Origin of the sequence: uncultured Sulfuricurvum sp., assembly GCF_937936435.1 — a bacterium.
Lineage (GTDB): Bacteria > Campylobacterota > Campylobacteria > Campylobacterales > Sulfurimonadaceae > Sulfuricurvum.
Window position 1 is genome coordinate 1 of sequence record NZ_CALDDG010000008.1, and the last position, 15,261, is coordinate 15,261.

The window sequence follows — 15,261 nt, forward strand, 5'->3', positions numbered from 1 at the left end:
ATGCACCTGCATCTGATATTTTGAGATACGGTACAAACGGTTCGATCTTCTCTCCCCCCATGAAGGCTCCCGAAGATATCACTCCGGAGCGTTTCGCACGGACTGCGAACACCATCCCCTGACTCGGATGACGATCCACCCCCGCAAAATCGAATCGACTCATAACCTCTGCGGCTTTGGCATTCAAATTCATCACTTCAAGAGAGCTGTTTTGCGATTCGCGCAAGGAGAGAACCCCGTCTTGATAAAGCGCTTTGTCTTTTTTTGCATACTCTTTGGCCAATGCCAACCGCTGTTCGATATTTTTCAATTCGTAGCTGCTGCTGAGCAATTCCGCAGAAGCGATACGGCAGATAATCTCCCCTTTTTTGACGCGATCTCCCGGTTTTTTGACCGCATTGACCACCGTGGCTTCGGAACTCAGGGTATAGGTATAGGAGTTTTCATCTCCGTAATCGAACGTTCCGATAAACGGCCCCATAGAATCGCTTTTAACATAGCGGACATTTTCGGTCGTAATCCCGAGTTCCTTGATCTGAGACTCCTTCATCGTGATCGCCCCGAAAGCGATGGCCGACGTCATCACCAAAAACAGTATCTTTTTCATTCCCAAATTCCCCCGATTCTTTCTTCTATTTCACCCATCTCTTCGATGTAATTGCGTTTCAACTCCGTAGAGCGGAGACGCGCTTCGTAAAAAGCGTTTTTGGTTGCCAGATATTCGAACTGCGTTACGACCCCCCCCTCAAATCCTTTTTGGGCAATCTCAAAAAGTTTCTCGTATCTTCGTTCAACATTCGCCGCTTCACTGAGGCTCAGTTCACGCTCTTTCAGATGCTCCATCAACGCATGAACGCTCAACGACAATTTTTGCATCATGATCTCCCGTTTATGGATGAGGGCGCTGCGTTGGCTCATAAGAGCCGCGATCTTATTTTCATTCTTCCCACTCAATGCGAGCGGAATACTCAGACGAAAATCGATGCTGTTTTGTGTCGGCTCCCGTGTCGCTCCGATGCCGACCGATACCGATTCGACCGTAGAGCGCCGCAGCGTTTCGATCTGCGCGTCGATCGTCTCGATTTCTGCGCCCAAAGCCAAAACAGGTGCGGCATTGTTCACCTTCGATTCGATCTGATCTTCTCCGCGTAAATATGCAAACGACAGATCATCGGCACGCACCTCTTCGTTTAGCATCGTCATCTCTTGCAGACGGTGTTGAACATGGTCATACTCCATCATCATTTTCGTCTGTTCTTGAAGAGCATAGTCGTATTCGGTCTCTAATCGAAGCACTTCCATTTGCGACATCCGCCCGGCATTTTGTTTTTTGACGCCGATAGCGTGAGCCTCTTTCGCCGATTTGACTTTTTCCGCCGCTATCTTGATATTCTCCTTCTCCAGATCCGCGAGCAGCAGCTCCCGTTTCAGCTGCACTTTGATTCGGGATTGTTCAAAACGAATCTCTTTGAGACGGGACTCGGAGCCGAGGTCATATTCACGCTCCTGCGCATGATAAAGCTGAGGCATCTTAATCGTCCAATCCACCATCATGCCGTATTCCGCACCGCTGTCTTTTGGATCATCCCCGCGTATCGCACGTCCCGAAGTCTCGATACTCATAGGCTCTTGCGCTAAAGCCGCCGCTTTTTCATACTTCGATGCATTCCAGTATCCGGTTCTTTGGACGATTTCTCCGGAAACATCGCAAGCACGTTCGCTTAATGCATTAAAACTCATCCCGTAGCTCAGAACCGGGAGCAATGCAACGGTATAGATTAATCTTTTTTTCATCGCGCGTCTTCTTTGTGTAAAATAGAACCGTTAGCCGGATCGATATAAAGCGTTAGACGCGCTCCTTGTTTATCCGAAACAAATGCCTCGTATACAAGTTCCGATGCAATATCCCGAAGCCGTAGACCATCTATCCCGTAGCCGTTTTGAATGAGATTTACACGGATATCTTCCTCTTTTAACGGAGCCAACGATGCCAGATAGCGTCTCTCTTCCTGTTTTTGAATCGGATGATTTTTATGGTTTCCAAACGTGTATTTCATGTGTTCGCGAACCGGTACTTGCACGGACGATCCCATAGCACCGTATAATGCAAAAGGAAAAAAGCTCAGCAGTAACAAAAGAATAGTTTTCATAGATACACCTCATCGTATTTTTAACCCGAATCTTAGGGATACAAGATGAGAAAATCATGAGAATCGGGAAAAAGGTACAAAAAGACGATAAAACAGGTTTTGAAAAAGGGAGAGAAATCGATGATTTTAAAATGAAATATAGAAAAAAGAGGTATTAAAAAAAGAGAAAAGTTCTCTCCGAAAAGGAGAGAAAAACGATTAACGTTTTGAGAATTGTGGTGAACGGCGCGCTTTGCGTTTACCCGGTTTCTTACGTTCAACGACACGAGCGTCGCGAGTAAGCATACCGAACGGTTTCAAGATTGCACGGAATGACGGATCGAATGTGCAAAGAGCACGTGAGATACCGTGACGAAGTGCATCTGATTGACCTGAAAAACCACCACCGAGAGTTGTTGCGGTGATATCAACCGATGTATCTTGTTTTGTCAAAGAAAGCGGTTGGGTAACACGCAATTTTTTTGCTTCAAGTCCACCGAGCCATGCATCGAGTGAAAGACCGTTTACAGTGATTTTACCTGTACCCGGAGCAAGCCATACTTTAGCGATCGAAGATTTTCTTCTGCCGGTTGCATACGTTTTTGCCATCGTTTATCCTTACTTAGCGATCTGTGCAGAGTGTGGGTGTTCAGCACCTGCATAGACTTTGAGTTTTTTCAACATCGCACGACCCAATTTTGTTTTTGGGAGCATACCGCGAGCTGCAAGTTTGAAAACTTTTTCTGGGTTAGTAGCCAAAAGTTCTGTAAATTTTTCGCTTTTTACGTTACCGAAGTAACCTGTGTGGCGATGATACGTTTTAGTAGCGGTTTTCCCGTTACCGTTGATAACCGCTTTTGACGCATTGATAATAACAACAAAATCACCGCAGTCGATATTTGGGGTAAAATACGGTTTGTCTTTTCCGCGAAGACGAGCTGCAACGTCAGTCATGATACGACCGAATGTTTTCCCTTCCGCATCGATCAAAACCCATTTACGTTCGATTTGCTCAGGTGAAGCAATTTTAGTAAATTTCATCTTGAGTCTCCTTTTAAAGTCTCTATAAATAGTGGCGCAATTGTACCAGCATATACTTATAATCTGCTTAAATTAAGTTTTTTATAAGCACTCTGCCCATTCGATCGTCTCTTCGGTGATATAACACAGATATCCCACCGCTTTTTCACCCGTCAATGCGGTGATTGCCTCTTTATAGCGGCCGATCTGATCTTTATGTTTGTGCTCCTCTTCCCGTCCGCTTTTGTAATCGATGATCGTCCATTGTCCTTCGTTGTAGACCAGCAAATCGATAATACCGATCGCTTCTTTATGACGGATCATCTGCTCTTTTCGTATATCGCCGCGCACGAGCTTTTCAAACATCCCGTCGGTGATCAAACGCCCTATCCGCCGTTCGATCTCCTCCATCGCACCGCTGTGGAGTACCGCACCGTAGCGATTGCGGGTTGATTCAAGGGCATTTTTCAGTGAAGACGGATCAAAATCGCCCATCATCTCCAGCGTATAATGCAATGCCAGTCCGAATTGAACCGCTGCGTAATCGTGTGTTGCCTCTTTCGGAGGGCGGAGCGTTTCATCCTGCCGACCGAACCGAAGCCCTTTGTAAGTCGAAGGCTGCGGAGCAGCCAGGGGCTGCGGACGATGGCCACCGCATTCCAGCAGACCGATTTCGCACACCGGAAGCTCCAACGGCTCAAACCACGATCCTTTCGTTTTGCGTATTACGCTCAGTGACAAGGCGGCTCGGGTCAATGCTACATACAGCGCATTCAGCTGATCTTCGCGTGCCGCCTCTTTTTCCGCTTCCAGCGCTTTTGCATACCCCCTATCAAGCGCTTCACGGTTTTTTATCCGATAATGCATCCCCCGCAGCTGGGCCCCATCGTATTCATATACGATAGGATCGCTATGCGATCGGGCGTTTCCGAGCCGATCCAATACGATGACGTGTTCAAATTCCAACCCTTTGGATTTATGTACCGTCATAATCCGTATCCCTTTCAGATCGCTTTGAGGCGAAGCGGTATCGAGACGGTCGATTTCCAAAACCACCTCCTCGATGTCGCGGTATCCGCGCAATGCTTCGATAAACATCAATGCACTCTTGTCAGCGAGACGAAAACGCCGTACGAAATCGATCACCGCCGCATCGACATCACTGACATCGACCCGTCCGATCCGGGAAGGATCGACCGCGATCAGAGCCGCACAGTTGGCGCGGTAGATCGCCTCACCGAAATAACAGTACCGCAGATATTCGATGATCGCCCGAACGCTGCGCTGCGCGACGAGACGGGCCGTCGTTTCGGTCACGACGTCGTATCCTTTTGAACTCAGATGCTCTTCTACCGCACTGCCGTCTTTGTTGGTCACCGTCAAAACGGCGATCTCTTCGAGAGCGATTCCCTTCCCGACGAGCCCTTCGACCCGTTTTGCCAACGTTTCGAGCAAATCGTCGGTCTCGATCACCTCGACGTATCCCCCGGCGTATTTTTCAGGACTCTGCTGCGGAATATATCCTTTTATCTTCCCCTCAAACGACCGGTTTACAAACTCGACGATCGCACTGCGCGAGCGGTAATTGACGCGTAACGGTTCCACACGCACGTCGAAGAGCTCGGCAACCTGATGAAACAGGGCGCTCACTCCTCCCCGAAAACGGTAAATCGACTGTTTCACGTCCCCGACGAAAAAGAAACTTCCCCCCTCGTTCACTCCGATACCCGAGCGGATCTCTTCGATCAGCGGACGGAGAATATCGAACTGGATAATACTGGTATCTTGGAACTCGTCTAGCAGAAGATGTTTTAGACGCGAATCAAGGCGAAAATACAAAAACTCGCTCTCCAGCTTCTCACGGAGCAGCGTATGAACATTTAGCGTGATATCGTCAAAGCTGAGTTCGTTGCTCTGTTTGGACATCGCGTTACGCGTCTTGATATAAAGACCAAGGATTGCGAAAAGCTCTTTGAAATACAAAAGTTCGCGTCGGCGCATCTGGGAAGCGACCGCTTTTTGGATAGCAACGAGCAGATCATCCATATGGGGTTCGTAAATTTTTTTGAAATCCCAGTATTCCAGCGTCGGTTTGGTCAACCACGATTTTTCCAAAAGGTCATCGTAACTCTCGATCTGCATCGTTTTACGGGCACGCTCGCTCAGCGGCTTGGAAAGTACCGAAGATGCGAGTTCCCGTGCGAGCGACAATGCCGTATCCGTCAGATCCTGCGGTATTTCAATCCCATCGAAACCGTTCAAATCGAACTCTTTGTATTTTGAATACAATGCCGCAAGAAGCCCGAACAGATCGTTTAGACGCTTATCACTCAAAATCGACAGATGCACCAGAGCATCCGTGGCCTTTGACACTTCTATTTCGTTTAAAAACCGTTCCAGCAAAGCCGTTTCGTGCGGCTGCTGTATCGTTTTAAACGTCGGTACAAACCCTGCATTCAAAGCAAACTTGCGCAAAATGCGTCCGAAGAATTTATCTAAAGTCGAAATCTGGACGTCCGAACGCAAAAAGCGCTCCAAAACCGCTCTTCGCTCATCCAGAATCTCTTCTTCGCTTTTAGCGCACAATAAGGCGATCTGAGCCAGCTCGCTGCGCGATGGCAACTCTTCGAGCGTTATGATTACCCGCTCAAGCATCTCGTTTGCGGCTTTGTTGGTAAACGTCAAAGCGACGATCGATGCGGGATTTTCCCCCATAAAAAGGAGACTCAGGTAACGAACGACCAGATTGAAGGTCTTGCCGCTTCCGGCACTGGCTTCATACGCCAAAAACGGTTCAAACGCCACGCATCACCTCTCTATGACATAGATAGACATACGGACAAAGTCTGCAACGGTTGCGGTCCTCACACATCTCCCAGTTCCACTCTTTTTGCGATGCAAGCATTTTGAGTATCTCTTTGAGTTTTTCCGTTTTTTCCGCCAAATACCGTTCGATCTTGAGCTCCCCTTTTGCCAAATCATAATATCCACAGTTCCTTACCGCTCCAAACTCCGATGCCAACAAAGCATAAACGCTGAGCTGATAATCGGTATCGCTCTCTTTGGGTTCTTTATCGGTGTCGGGAAACTGCCCGCTTTTATAATCGATCACTTCGAGTTGGCCGCCGTTTTCATCAATCCGGTCTATCCGTCCGTTCAACGTGATCCCCTCTACCCTCACACTCCCCTCTTTTTCGGTATAAAGGACACGGGCGCCCTCCTCCAAACGGAGTATCTCATTTTCATAAAACGGAGCCAGTTTATCGATCCAAAGCCTCTTCATATGCCGCTCTAACGGATCATCTTTCTCCTCTTCCTGCCACAGCTTCCCTAAGGTTTCTTTCATCTGCAACGGCGACTCAAATCGCTGTTCAGGAGCAAAAAGTTTTTCCAGTACCCCATGCAAAGCATTCCCGATATCCCGTTCCTGAGACATGTCTCGCGGAAGTTCATGCTCTTTCATGTGCATGCAATAACGATAGTAAAATTTGCGTCGGCATGTTAAAAACGTTTTGAGAGAACTCGCCGAAAGCGGTTGTGCCGTAAAATCGTATGTGCTTGTATACTCCTCTACACGACGTTCTCGAAAATCTGCCGCAGGAAACAGTACTTCTTCGTAACGATACGCTGCGGGAACGGTTTTGATTCCCAGTTGTAGTAAAAATCTCGATGGAACCGATTCGGCGTTTTGGACACAGCTTATAGCCACTTTACGGGCACGGTCGAAGAGGATGGAGTAATAATGCTTTTGGAGTGATTCGCGATCATGCGCACTCGGCAATCCGGCATATTCACGTGTCTTAGTATTGAGAAAGAGATCTTTTTCGCTTTTGTGAGGGACGTACCCTTCGTTGAAATCGACGATCACAACCCCCTCATACGCGATTCCACGGGTTTCAAGCACCCCCATTACCGTCACTTTCCCCCCTTGAACATCATCGATTGTCCGGTTGCGAAGACGGTTCATAAAAATCCGAAAAACGGCTCTGAAATCCATTTTTTCCAGAGCATGTGTCAGATGGCTAAACCGATGGAGCTCATCTCGAACCGTCTCCAAGGAAGTTTCATCCGCCTCCGCCATCATCTGTAGCAGCTCTTCCATGTGTGAAAACTGAAATTTCTGTGCATAACGCTTTCTGAACCACTCGATCAGCGCCGTATTGATATGGCGTACCCGTTCGCGGTTCAAGACGCTCGATTCGTCCAAAAGCAGCATAATGCTCTCCCATTCCCGGTACAGCTTGGAGCGTTCAAACGGCTCTCCCATCGCAAAGTTGAAGTTCCCTTCATTGTCAAACTCCCGTAACATCGCGGCCGCCGTTTCATCGGGCAAGATCACCGCTATCTTTTCAGGCGAGATCCCCTCTTCGACAAACCGTTCAACCTTCTCTTTGACAAAACCGATCTGTGCCAGTCGGCTGTGGAAGACTTCGCAGCTAACCGTACGGTTAATCGGCAACGGTGCATGGCTGAGAATCTCCCGATCACTCAGCAATAGACGATACGCTCTCCCTTCTTGCAAATCAAATCCCATCTCTTTGAACCGATCGCTCATCTTTCGGTTGTAGCGGGTTGTATTGTAATGCACTATCAGGTGTGTGTGTTTCGCACATGCTTCCAGCAGCATGATTTCATAACGGCTCAAATATCCCTCGACATGTATAACAACCGTTTCGAACTGCCCTAAAAACTCCCCGTGTATCTCGACCGATTCGCTGCTGAAAATCCGATCCGCCCACTCTTCACGCCGGCATATTTCATAATAGCGTTCACGCAGCCGTTTCAAAATCGTAATATGTTCTTCGTATTCACCGTAAACGTCTACCGATTGCAGGGTATCAAGCGAAACCATCTCCGAAGAGAGCTCTTCGAAAAATCGGAAAAGATACTCCGAATTTTGGATAAATGTGAAAAAGTTTCGCTCGATGTTCAATGCGGAAAATGCGGAAAAATCGCTTGCTTCATGCATTGCCAAAAGGCGCAAATCTTCATCGGGAACGATCTTGCCCGATGAAACGCGTACGCGTGAGAGAAACTCTCCCATTGTCATCATATGAGGCAAAAAACTCTCGGAGGAAGATTCAATCGCTTCTCGGACACACCGTGCAGTTGGAAATACGATGCACTCTTTATTCATACGGTATATCCCTTGGTCGTGTTGAAGTTTATCCGGGCAATGTGGAAATACGAAATATCTTTTCGTACTTTAGATAACGGGTATTGTAGTAAATTTCTCCGATGAGGGCAACCCTCATGCGGATAGAAAGTTAAAATTCGGTAGTGGAAGAGTTGCGCGTATCGGCTTTGATATTAAAATAGCGGCTGTCGTTTCCGACACTTACTTTGGCCAAAATATCCCAACGGCCCACTTTAGGCAAATCCACCGGAGCAAACGTATATGTACCTTCCGTTACCGTAGGATTCGAAAGATTGATATCGCTGTCTTTGTTATCAGGACGGGTCAAGATCGCTTCAACTTTTGCATCATTAACAGGTTTTCCGGATTTATCGGTAACCTTATACTCGATTACAGAACCTTTTTCCAGAATCTGAGGAGTAATAAACGCAATAGCGTATTTTTGATCAAATGCGATTTTCGCTTCGATAATATCGTTTACGTTATTATCGTAGTGATGATAGTCCTGCATCCCGTAATCCGACATTTCAACCGGATTATTGATTGCTACTTTAACCGTCATTACCGAAAATCCGATTACGGCAACAATCGAGAGAGCGATGATTATAGGCCATTTACGGCCTGCATCTTTATTCATTATTGGTTTCCTTTTTACGGAAATACTTTCCGCGCAAATATTTTGCAATTGCGAAAAGTATGATACCGTAAAATATTATACGGAGAATATCGATAAAGTTTCTACTTCCGTTTCCGGCAGACGAGCTTAAGGTTACTCCGTACGATTCGGCAATTTGATCGGCTGTATCGCTATAGCCGTTAAACATCGCTACCGAATATTTTTGAACGGTTTCATCCCCTTTGGTTTTTTCGGCCAAAATCGGCAAAACCGTACCGCCACGATTGACGATCAGCTCTTTTGCTTCATCGTAACTGCGGGCAAACATGATTGCACTTACCACCGAGCCGATAAACGTCGCGTTCGGGCTAAGGATCTGTGCTTTATTAAAATGCTCATATAAAGAGACGGGGCGAGCTAAAATATCAACTTGTTGCTGCAGCTCTATAAATGTCATAATTACTGCCGGTTCTTTGAGTTCCGATGCCAATTGTTTTTCAAACGCGGCAACATCTTGTCTATCATTGGTATCACGCACCATGACCAGATAGAGTGAAACGCCGGTTTTTGCTTTTAGCTCTGCGCCGATGGCATTAATCTCTTCAGCAAATTTCGGATTATGAACAACATCGTCTTTATATAAGTATTCAGCATTTAGAGAAAGAGAGAAGAATAAAAAGGTGAGGGCCGCCAGCCCTCGCGAGAGTAACAAAAATTACCCTTACCCGATATAAAGGTGATTCGGTGTTACAACCGCCCACAACGTAACCGCTGCGGAAATCACCAATGTCCATGTGATAAGTTTGTCCATGATACTTGCCATACTAAACCCCCTTACTGTACATTGACACGATGAGCACCGTTTTCAGTGCTGATCATTTTGATGTCTTTTTCGTTTTCAACTTGGTAGAAGTTAGCCGCGTTTCCTTGTTGTACACCCAATCCCCACATAGTCAAACCTGCGAGGATAGAGAGAAGCAACACGGTTGCGATCAACATACCTGTGATACCGTCCAATGCAAAAACACTGCGATTTTCCATTATGACTCTCCTTATTTGCTAAGGCCGGTGACATAAGCACCAAGCGCTTTTACTTGAACGTCAGTCAAGTTGCTGAATGCCGGCATTTGACCGATAGCACCTTTTTTACCGTGTTTCAATACGTTTGCGATTAGAGTCGGATTAAATACGGCGATGCTTGGAGCAACCATATCCATACCTTTTCCATCCGGTCCGTGACATGCGGCACACGTTCCCGCAAATACGTCAGCACCTTCCGTACCTTTCATTCCGCCGGCAACATATTTTGCTACCGCATCGATTTCTGCATCGGTGATCAAAGCGCCTGTGTTCGCATTTAACAAACCGTTACGATCCGGCATCGGCATTTCCATACCGAGAAGTTGGTTGTTTGAACCGTTTTGGATAACGTGTTTAATCGTTTTCTCTTCCAAACGTTGGTTCAAATTAGCCGCTTTTCCATCGATACCGTCCGCTTGCAATCCGTGACACGGAGCACATTGTACGATAAAGATCGATCCGCCCATCTCTTTTAGAGTATCTTCATCCATATTAGCATATTGCGCTTCGAATTTTACGTCGTGCGCTGTTACTTCCTCATTATACTCACCGATTTGTGAATATGCGTTTACAGGATATCCTGCCAAGAAGTACCAAATAGCCCAAATGTTCAAACCGAGGAAAATAATCGCCCATCCGAAAGGAAGTTCGTTTTTATACTCTCCGATTCCGTCCCAGTTTTCATCAGCAAGTTTACCGCTTGCTTTGTCCGTCTGCATTTGACGGACATATTTCAATGCTACGAAAATCGCAATCGTTGCCGTCGCGACCGCACCGAGCATCGCCAATTTATTGACGATGTCATCACCCATGTTTCCGCCCGCGATAACCCATGTGAGGCCAAGCAATGCGAGTACGAAGACAACACCGAATACCATCAACTTATTCATTATGGCTCCTTCTATTTTATCTCATCGTTTTTTGAGACCGTTTCGATCGGCTGATCGGTAATCTCATCGTGTAGCGCGATATTGCCGTACTTTTCATAATCGCGCTTCCCTTTTTTTTGTGCACTGTACAAATGATAGATGTACGCATACAAAACCACCACCAAAAAGACGGTGAAGAAAAAGTAAGCATAGGCTTGAATCGTACCAATATCCACGCACTATCCCTTATTTCAAACTGTTAAGATACGCGATCAACGCTACGATTTCAGGGATTTGACCCGCTGCAACCGCATCTTTAACATCTTGATCTTTCATGTCTGCCGCGACAGCTTTTGCCTCTTCGAGAGCATCGCTTTTCGCTTCGTCCAAAGTCGCTGCCAATTTAACAGTCGCTTTTGAACCGTCTGCCATTGGGATCTCTTTGTTATAAGGAACCGCAAACGCTTTGTTGACTGTTACTTGTTCCGCATACGCAGTATCGACGTCTGCAGTATTTTTGAACAACCATGGGTATGCCGGCATAATTGAACCCGGAACAACCGCTTCAGGATCTTTCATGTGGTTTTCATGCCAGTCAGTCGTACGGTAGTTACCTACACGCATCAAATCCGGACCGGTACGTTTTGAACCCCAAAGGAATGGGCGGTCATACGCATATTCACCGCTCAAGCTGTAGTGACCGTAACGGTCAGTTTCAGATTTAAACGGACGAACCAATTGTGAGTGACACGCATTACAGCTGTTTTTGATGTAAACGTGACGGCCTGCCAATTCAAGCGTTGTATACGGTTTTGTCCCGACAACCGGCTGTGAAGCCTGTGCAAAGTTTGGCAAAATTTCAATAAGTCCCGCAAACGCGATGGTAACGAATACCGCTACCGCGAAAAAGAACGGGTGTTTTTCTAACCAGTGAAACATATTTCCCCCTTCTGTTATGCGCCCATCGGCGATGCTGATTGTAGTTCTGATTCTTCAACGCGACGACCGCTGGTCATCGTTTTGTACATATTGTAAGCGAACAAGAACATTCCTAGGAGATACAATGTACCGCCCACCGCACGAATAGTGAAATATGGATGCAATACGGCAACCGTATCGATGAATGAGTAAGCAAGGTTACCGAACTCATCGTGTGCACGCCACATCATACCTTGCGTAATACCCGCAATCCACATAGAAGTGAAATACAAAACAACACCCAATGTTTGAACCCAGAATTGTGTGTTCATCAATGATTTAGAATAAATCTCGCGTTTGAATACACGTGGCGCCATATGGAATAATGCAGCCATAATCATGAATGCAACCCAACCAAGAACACCGTCATGTACGTGACCGACGATCCAGTCTGTAAAGTGCGCAAGAGCATTAACCGATTTAATCGCTTGAATCGGACCTTCAAGAGTTGAGAACATATAGAATGTAGACGCCAAGATCATGAATTTGATCAACGGACTAGAAGCAACTTGTTGCCATTCACCCTTCATGGTCAAAAGCATATTGATCGCAGAACCCCATGATGGGAGAATCAATACGACAGAGAATACAGAACCCATAGTTTGCATCCAGTCTGGTACAGTCGAGAACAACAAGTGATGTCCGCCCGCCCATAGATAAACAAACATCAAGCCCCAGAACGCAAGAAGAGACAATTTATAGGAATAAACCGCTTGTCCTGATTCTTTCGGAAGGAAGTAGTAGATCATCGCAACGATAGGTACTGTGAACCCGAACGCAACCGCGTTGTGTCCATACCACCATTGTACCAACGCGTCATTTGTACCGGAGTACATAGAAACAGAGTGATACCATGCACCGATTCCGCCAGATGCGAAATACGTTGGGATTTCCATATTGTTGAAAAGATACAACATAGCAATACCCAAGAAAGTAGCGATGTAATACCAGATTGAGATGTACAATGATTTTTCACGGCGAATACCGATCAAACCGAAAATCGACATACCCCAAATAACCCATACAACAACAACTGCGATATCGATCGGCCATTCGAATTCTGCATACTCTTTAGAAGTTGTGATACCCAACAACAATGAGACAACAACAGCAACAACTACTAATAAGTAGAGAGCAAAATGCAATTTACCGAGAAACATCAAAAATTTTGATTCTGCCATCGATACTTTGAGTACACGTTGACCGACATAGTACCATGTAGCCCAAATACCGCTAAGGGTAAATCCAAAAATTACTGCATCAGTATGCAACGGACGAAGACGGCTGAAGTTTGTATATTCCGCCAATCCAGATCCTGCGATGGTATTGACAGCAGGAAACGCCATTTCCCATGCCAAAATAACGCCGACAAGCATCCCGACGATTCCGAGTAACACAGTTGTAAGCATAAACATCTTTGCAACCGTATAATCATACTCCAATGGACGATTCTCCATTTACGACCTCCTTAAAGATTCAAAGCATAAGAGCCTATTAGGGCACCTCTGACTTCGCAAAAATGTGAAATCAAAGATGCCCTTAACACTTTTGTAACAAAAGTAGGCTATTAGACACTCTAATGATAGCAATCGCAGTATTTGAAGAATCTTAAATTATTAAATGTTTTTCACTATATGAAAACTTAACGATTAATTTAAGGTTATTGACAGGATTAGGGGTAAAAAAGTAACACTCAGAGGCAAATTTATCGTCATCACAAGAGAAAAGCCAAATCCTTTTATAAGGATTTAGCGACTAAGAAGTTGTAAAAACTCGGTAAAAATATATCGGCTCTCTTTCGGTCCCGGACTCGATTCCGGATGGTGTTGAACCGAAAAGACGTGACCGCTGTTATATCGAAGTCCTTCGATAGTACCGTCAAAAAGGTTAATATGAGTCACTTCCGCAATTTCTCGAACCGATTCGGGAACATTATAATTATGATTTTGCGCCGTAATCTCTACCATCCCTGTTTTGACGTTTTTCACCGGATGATTTCCGCCGTGATGTCCGAATTTCAGTTTGTGGGTATCGTATCCGTGTGCGATGCTGAGAAGCTGATGTCCCAAGCAGATGCCGAAGAGGGGAATTTTACGCTCTATCAGTTTTTTGATCTCTTCTTGTTCTTTTTTCAGTACCAAGGGATCACCTGGGCCGTTTGAGAGAAATACCCCGTCGATCTCTTTAGCGTCAAAGCGTGTTATCAGCTCATCCGCACTAAACGTATTCGGTAAAACTTCGACTTGTAGGCCTGCTTCGGTCAATTCGTTTAGAATATTGCGTTTGACACCGAAATCGATCGCAGCGATTTTCGCTTTGGGAGCCGGAGCGTCGTTATAGCGGAAATGGAACGGATCGTAAACACCGTTGGTATGAATATATTTCTCTTTGGTACTAACCTCTTCGATGTAATTGACCTCTTCGATACGAGGAGAGTTTTCCAACAATTTTTTCAGCTCTTCTTTATCGGATACTTTGGTCGAGGCGATCATCATCATCGCCCCTTGCGTTCGGAGCATCTTGGTAATAAATCGGGTATCGATATCGCAAATTCCGATGATTCCGTATTTTTCTAAAAAAGTATGCAACGCCTCTTCGGCACGGAAATTAGAGTGTTGAGGCTGGTATTGGCGAACGATCACACCTTTACAATGCGCACGTGCACTTTCCATGTCTTCTTCGTTTACCCCTACATTACCGATCTCAGGCATCGTAAACGTCACGAATTGACCTGCATACGAAGGGTCGGTAATGATCTCTTGATAACCGCTCATCGACGTATTGAAAACGATCTCACCGACAGCTGTCGTATCGGCACCGAAACTTTTAGCGCTTAAATAAGTCCCGTTTTCAAGATATATCCATGCGTCTCGTAACATTATGCCATCCCCCGTCTAACCAATTCGTCTTTATAAAGCTTTTCGTACACGATCTCGTATTCATCCGTTCCCGGGATAAGATTGCGTTTGTAACTTTTGAGTTTTTGAAATACTGCCGATTCGATTTCGGTTGAATCGGCAATCGATCCGGTAATCGCATCGTAAATGATGTTTTTGATACGGTTTTCACTGACATCGTAACGGATCAAATCTTCCTCGTACAAAAGATCGAGAATTTGGTGGGCGATATCCGAATAACGGTCTTCATACGAGAGAATTACACCGTATTGGGGAGCCAATTTCTTTTTGATCATAAAGAACAATTGCCGCTCATCCGCAAGATAAAAATCGATCTGTTCTTCGTTCGCATTGACGATCTCTTTGACCTTCTCTTCCAATGCGATCTCTTTTTTGATATTGGTGCTTAAAACCTCTTCGGCCTCTTTTGCGGCACTCTCAAGCCCTTTGGTCATCGTGACCAAACCGCTGCGGCTTAAATCAACCGCGATACGTGTCGCGATATGGGGTACGTGTGTCAGTGAAACCTTCATTG

Annotated in this window: 15 protein-coding genes and 1 pseudogene; all 16 read right to left on the reverse strand. The window is 45.8% G+C overall.

The genetic code is table 11. The features are described 5' to 3' along the window. Positions 1 to 607, reverse strand: a pseudogene (locus Q0389_RS01175) (hypothetical protein); the annotation flags it as partial. Further along, on the reverse strand, positions 604 to 1,794 hold the full coding sequence (locus tag Q0389_RS01180) for a TolC family protein (RefSeq protein ID WP_298690765.1): 1,191 nt from the start codon (positions 1,792 to 1,794) through the stop codon (positions 604 to 606). The pseudogene Q0389_RS01175 and the gene Q0389_RS01180, both read right to left, overlap by 4 nt. Next, positions 1,791 to 2,150 carry a hypothetical protein gene (locus Q0389_RS01185; RefSeq protein WP_298690768.1) on the reverse strand — a complete coding sequence of 120 codons (360 nt, stop codon included), beginning with the start codon at positions 2,148 to 2,150 and terminating at the stop codon, positions 1,791 to 1,793. Before Q0389_RS01185 ends, Q0389_RS01180 begins: the two co-directional genes overlap by 4 nt. A 198-nt stretch (positions 2,151 to 2,348) precedes the next feature. Then, a complete protein-coding gene (rpsI, locus tag Q0389_RS01190; protein ID WP_298690771.1) occupies positions 2,349 to 2,738 on the reverse strand; it encodes a 30S ribosomal protein S9 in 390 nt (129 codons plus the stop codon). Positions 2,739 to 2,747: 9 nt separating this feature from the next. After that, a complete protein-coding gene (gene rplM, locus Q0389_RS01195; RefSeq protein WP_294915949.1) occupies positions 2,748 to 3,170 on the reverse strand; it encodes a 50S ribosomal protein L13 in 423 nt (140 codons plus the stop codon). 81 nt (positions 3,171 to 3,251) lie between these two features. Then, positions 3,252 to 5,954: a RecB-like helicase gene (locus tag Q0389_RS01200; RefSeq protein WP_298690774.1), complete on the reverse strand. Its 2,703-nt coding sequence runs from the start codon at positions 5,952 to 5,954 to the stop codon at positions 3,252 to 3,254. Beyond that, positions 5,944 to 8,286 carry a PD-(D/E)XK nuclease family protein gene (locus Q0389_RS01205; protein WP_298690777.1) on the reverse strand — a complete coding sequence of 781 codons (2,343 nt, stop codon included), beginning with the start codon at positions 8,284 to 8,286 and terminating at the stop codon, positions 5,944 to 5,946. The genes Q0389_RS01200 and Q0389_RS01205 overlap by 11 nt, the downstream gene beginning before the upstream one ends. A gap of 130 nt (positions 8,287 to 8,416) precedes the next feature. Continuing rightward, complete coding sequence (locus Q0389_RS01210; protein WP_298690780.1) at positions 8,417 to 8,923, reverse strand: FixH family protein; 507 nt, start codon at positions 8,921 to 8,923, stop codon at positions 8,417 to 8,419. Further along, on the reverse strand, positions 8,916 to 9,614 hold the full coding sequence (locus Q0389_RS01215) for a 3-dehydroquinate dehydratase (protein WP_298690783.1): 699 nt from the start codon (positions 9,612 to 9,614) through the stop codon (positions 8,916 to 8,918). The genes Q0389_RS01210 and Q0389_RS01215 overlap by 8 nt, the downstream gene beginning before the upstream one ends. Before the next feature lie 122 nt (positions 9,615 to 9,736). Continuing rightward, positions 9,737 to 9,943, reverse strand: a complete 207-nt coding sequence (locus Q0389_RS01220) for a DUF4006 family protein (protein WP_298690786.1) — start codon at positions 9,941 to 9,943, stop codon at positions 9,737 to 9,739. Between the two features lie 11 nt (positions 9,944 to 9,954). Beyond that, positions 9,955 to 10,872: a c-type cytochrome gene (locus Q0389_RS01225; protein ID WP_298690789.1), complete on the reverse strand. Its 918-nt coding sequence runs from the start codon at positions 10,870 to 10,872 to the stop codon at positions 9,955 to 9,957. An 11-nt stretch (positions 10,873 to 10,883) separates the two neighbouring features. Then, entirely contained in the window at positions 10,884 to 11,087 is a 204-nt protein-coding gene (locus Q0389_RS01230) for a cytochrome c oxidase, cbb3-type, CcoQ subunit (RefSeq protein ID WP_298690792.1), read from the reverse strand. Between the two features lie 10 nt (positions 11,088 to 11,097). Continuing rightward, entirely contained in the window at positions 11,098 to 11,790 is a 693-nt protein-coding gene (gene ccoO, locus Q0389_RS01235; RefSeq protein ID WP_298690795.1) for a cytochrome-c oxidase, cbb3-type subunit II, read from the reverse strand. Positions 11,791 to 11,804: 14 nt separating this feature from the next. Beyond that, positions 11,805 to 13,286, reverse strand: a complete 1,482-nt coding sequence (gene ccoN, locus Q0389_RS01240) for a cytochrome-c oxidase, cbb3-type subunit I (RefSeq protein WP_298690798.1) — start codon at positions 13,284 to 13,286, stop codon at positions 11,805 to 11,807. 291 nt (positions 13,287 to 13,577) lie between these two features. Next, positions 13,578 to 14,708 carry a glutamine-hydrolyzing carbamoyl-phosphate synthase small subunit gene (gene carA, locus Q0389_RS01245; RefSeq protein ID WP_298690800.1) on the reverse strand — a complete coding sequence of 377 codons (1,131 nt, stop codon included), beginning with the start codon at positions 14,706 to 14,708 and terminating at the stop codon, positions 13,578 to 13,580. Continuing rightward, on the reverse strand, positions 14,708 to 15,259 hold the full coding sequence (locus Q0389_RS01250) for a DUF507 family protein (RefSeq protein WP_298690803.1): 552 nt from the start codon (positions 15,257 to 15,259) through the stop codon (positions 14,708 to 14,710). Before Q0389_RS01250 ends, carA begins: the two co-directional genes overlap by 1 nt. Positions 15,260 to 15,261: the final 2 nt, after the last annotated feature.

What these genes read in the sequence shown, in the direction of transcription:
- Q0389_RS01185 (WP_298690768.1), bottom strand. Translation starts at nt 2,150, where the DNA reads ATGAAAACTATTCTTTTGTTACTGCTGAGCTTTTTTCCTTTTGCATTA.
- ccoN (WP_298690798.1), bottom strand. Translation starts at nt 13,286, where the DNA reads ATGGAGAATCGTCCATTGGAGTATGATTATACGGTTGCAAAGATGTTT.
- Q0389_RS01225 (WP_298690789.1), bottom strand. Translation starts at nt 10,872, where the DNA reads ATGAATAAGTTGATGGTATTCGGTGTTGTCTTCGTACTCGCATTGCTT.
- rpsI (WP_298690771.1), bottom strand. Translation starts at nt 2,738, where the DNA reads ATGGCAAAAACGTATGCAACCGGCAGAAGAAAATCTTCGATCGCTAAA.
- Q0389_RS01210 (WP_298690780.1), bottom strand. Translation starts at nt 8,923, where the DNA reads ATGAATAAAGATGCAGGCCGTAAATGGCCTATAATCATCGCTCTCTCG.
- carA (WP_298690800.1), bottom strand. Translation starts at nt 14,708, where the DNA reads ATGTTACGAGACGCATGGATATATCTTGAAAACGGGACTTATTTAAGC.
- ccoO (WP_298690795.1), bottom strand. Translation starts at nt 11,790, where the DNA reads ATGTTTCACTGGTTAGAAAAACACCCGTTCTTTTTCGCGGTAGCGGTA.
- Q0389_RS01250 (WP_298690803.1), bottom strand. Translation starts at nt 15,259, where the DNA reads ATGAAGGTTTCACTGACACACGTACCCCATATCGCGACACGTATCGCG.
- Q0389_RS01205 (WP_298690777.1), bottom strand. Translation starts at nt 8,286, where the DNA reads ATGAATAAAGAGTGCATCGTATTTCCAACTGCACGGTGTGTCCGAGAA.
- rplM (WP_294915949.1), bottom strand. Translation starts at nt 3,170, where the DNA reads ATGAAATTTACTAAAATTGCTTCACCTGAGCAAATCGAACGTAAATGG.
- Q0389_RS01180 (WP_298690765.1), bottom strand. Translation starts at nt 1,794, where the DNA reads ATGAAAAAAAGATTAATCTATACCGTTGCATTGCTCCCGGTTCTGAGC.
- Q0389_RS01220 (WP_298690786.1), bottom strand. Translation starts at nt 9,943, where the DNA reads ATGGAAAATCGCAGTGTTTTTGCATTGGACGGTATCACAGGTATGTTG.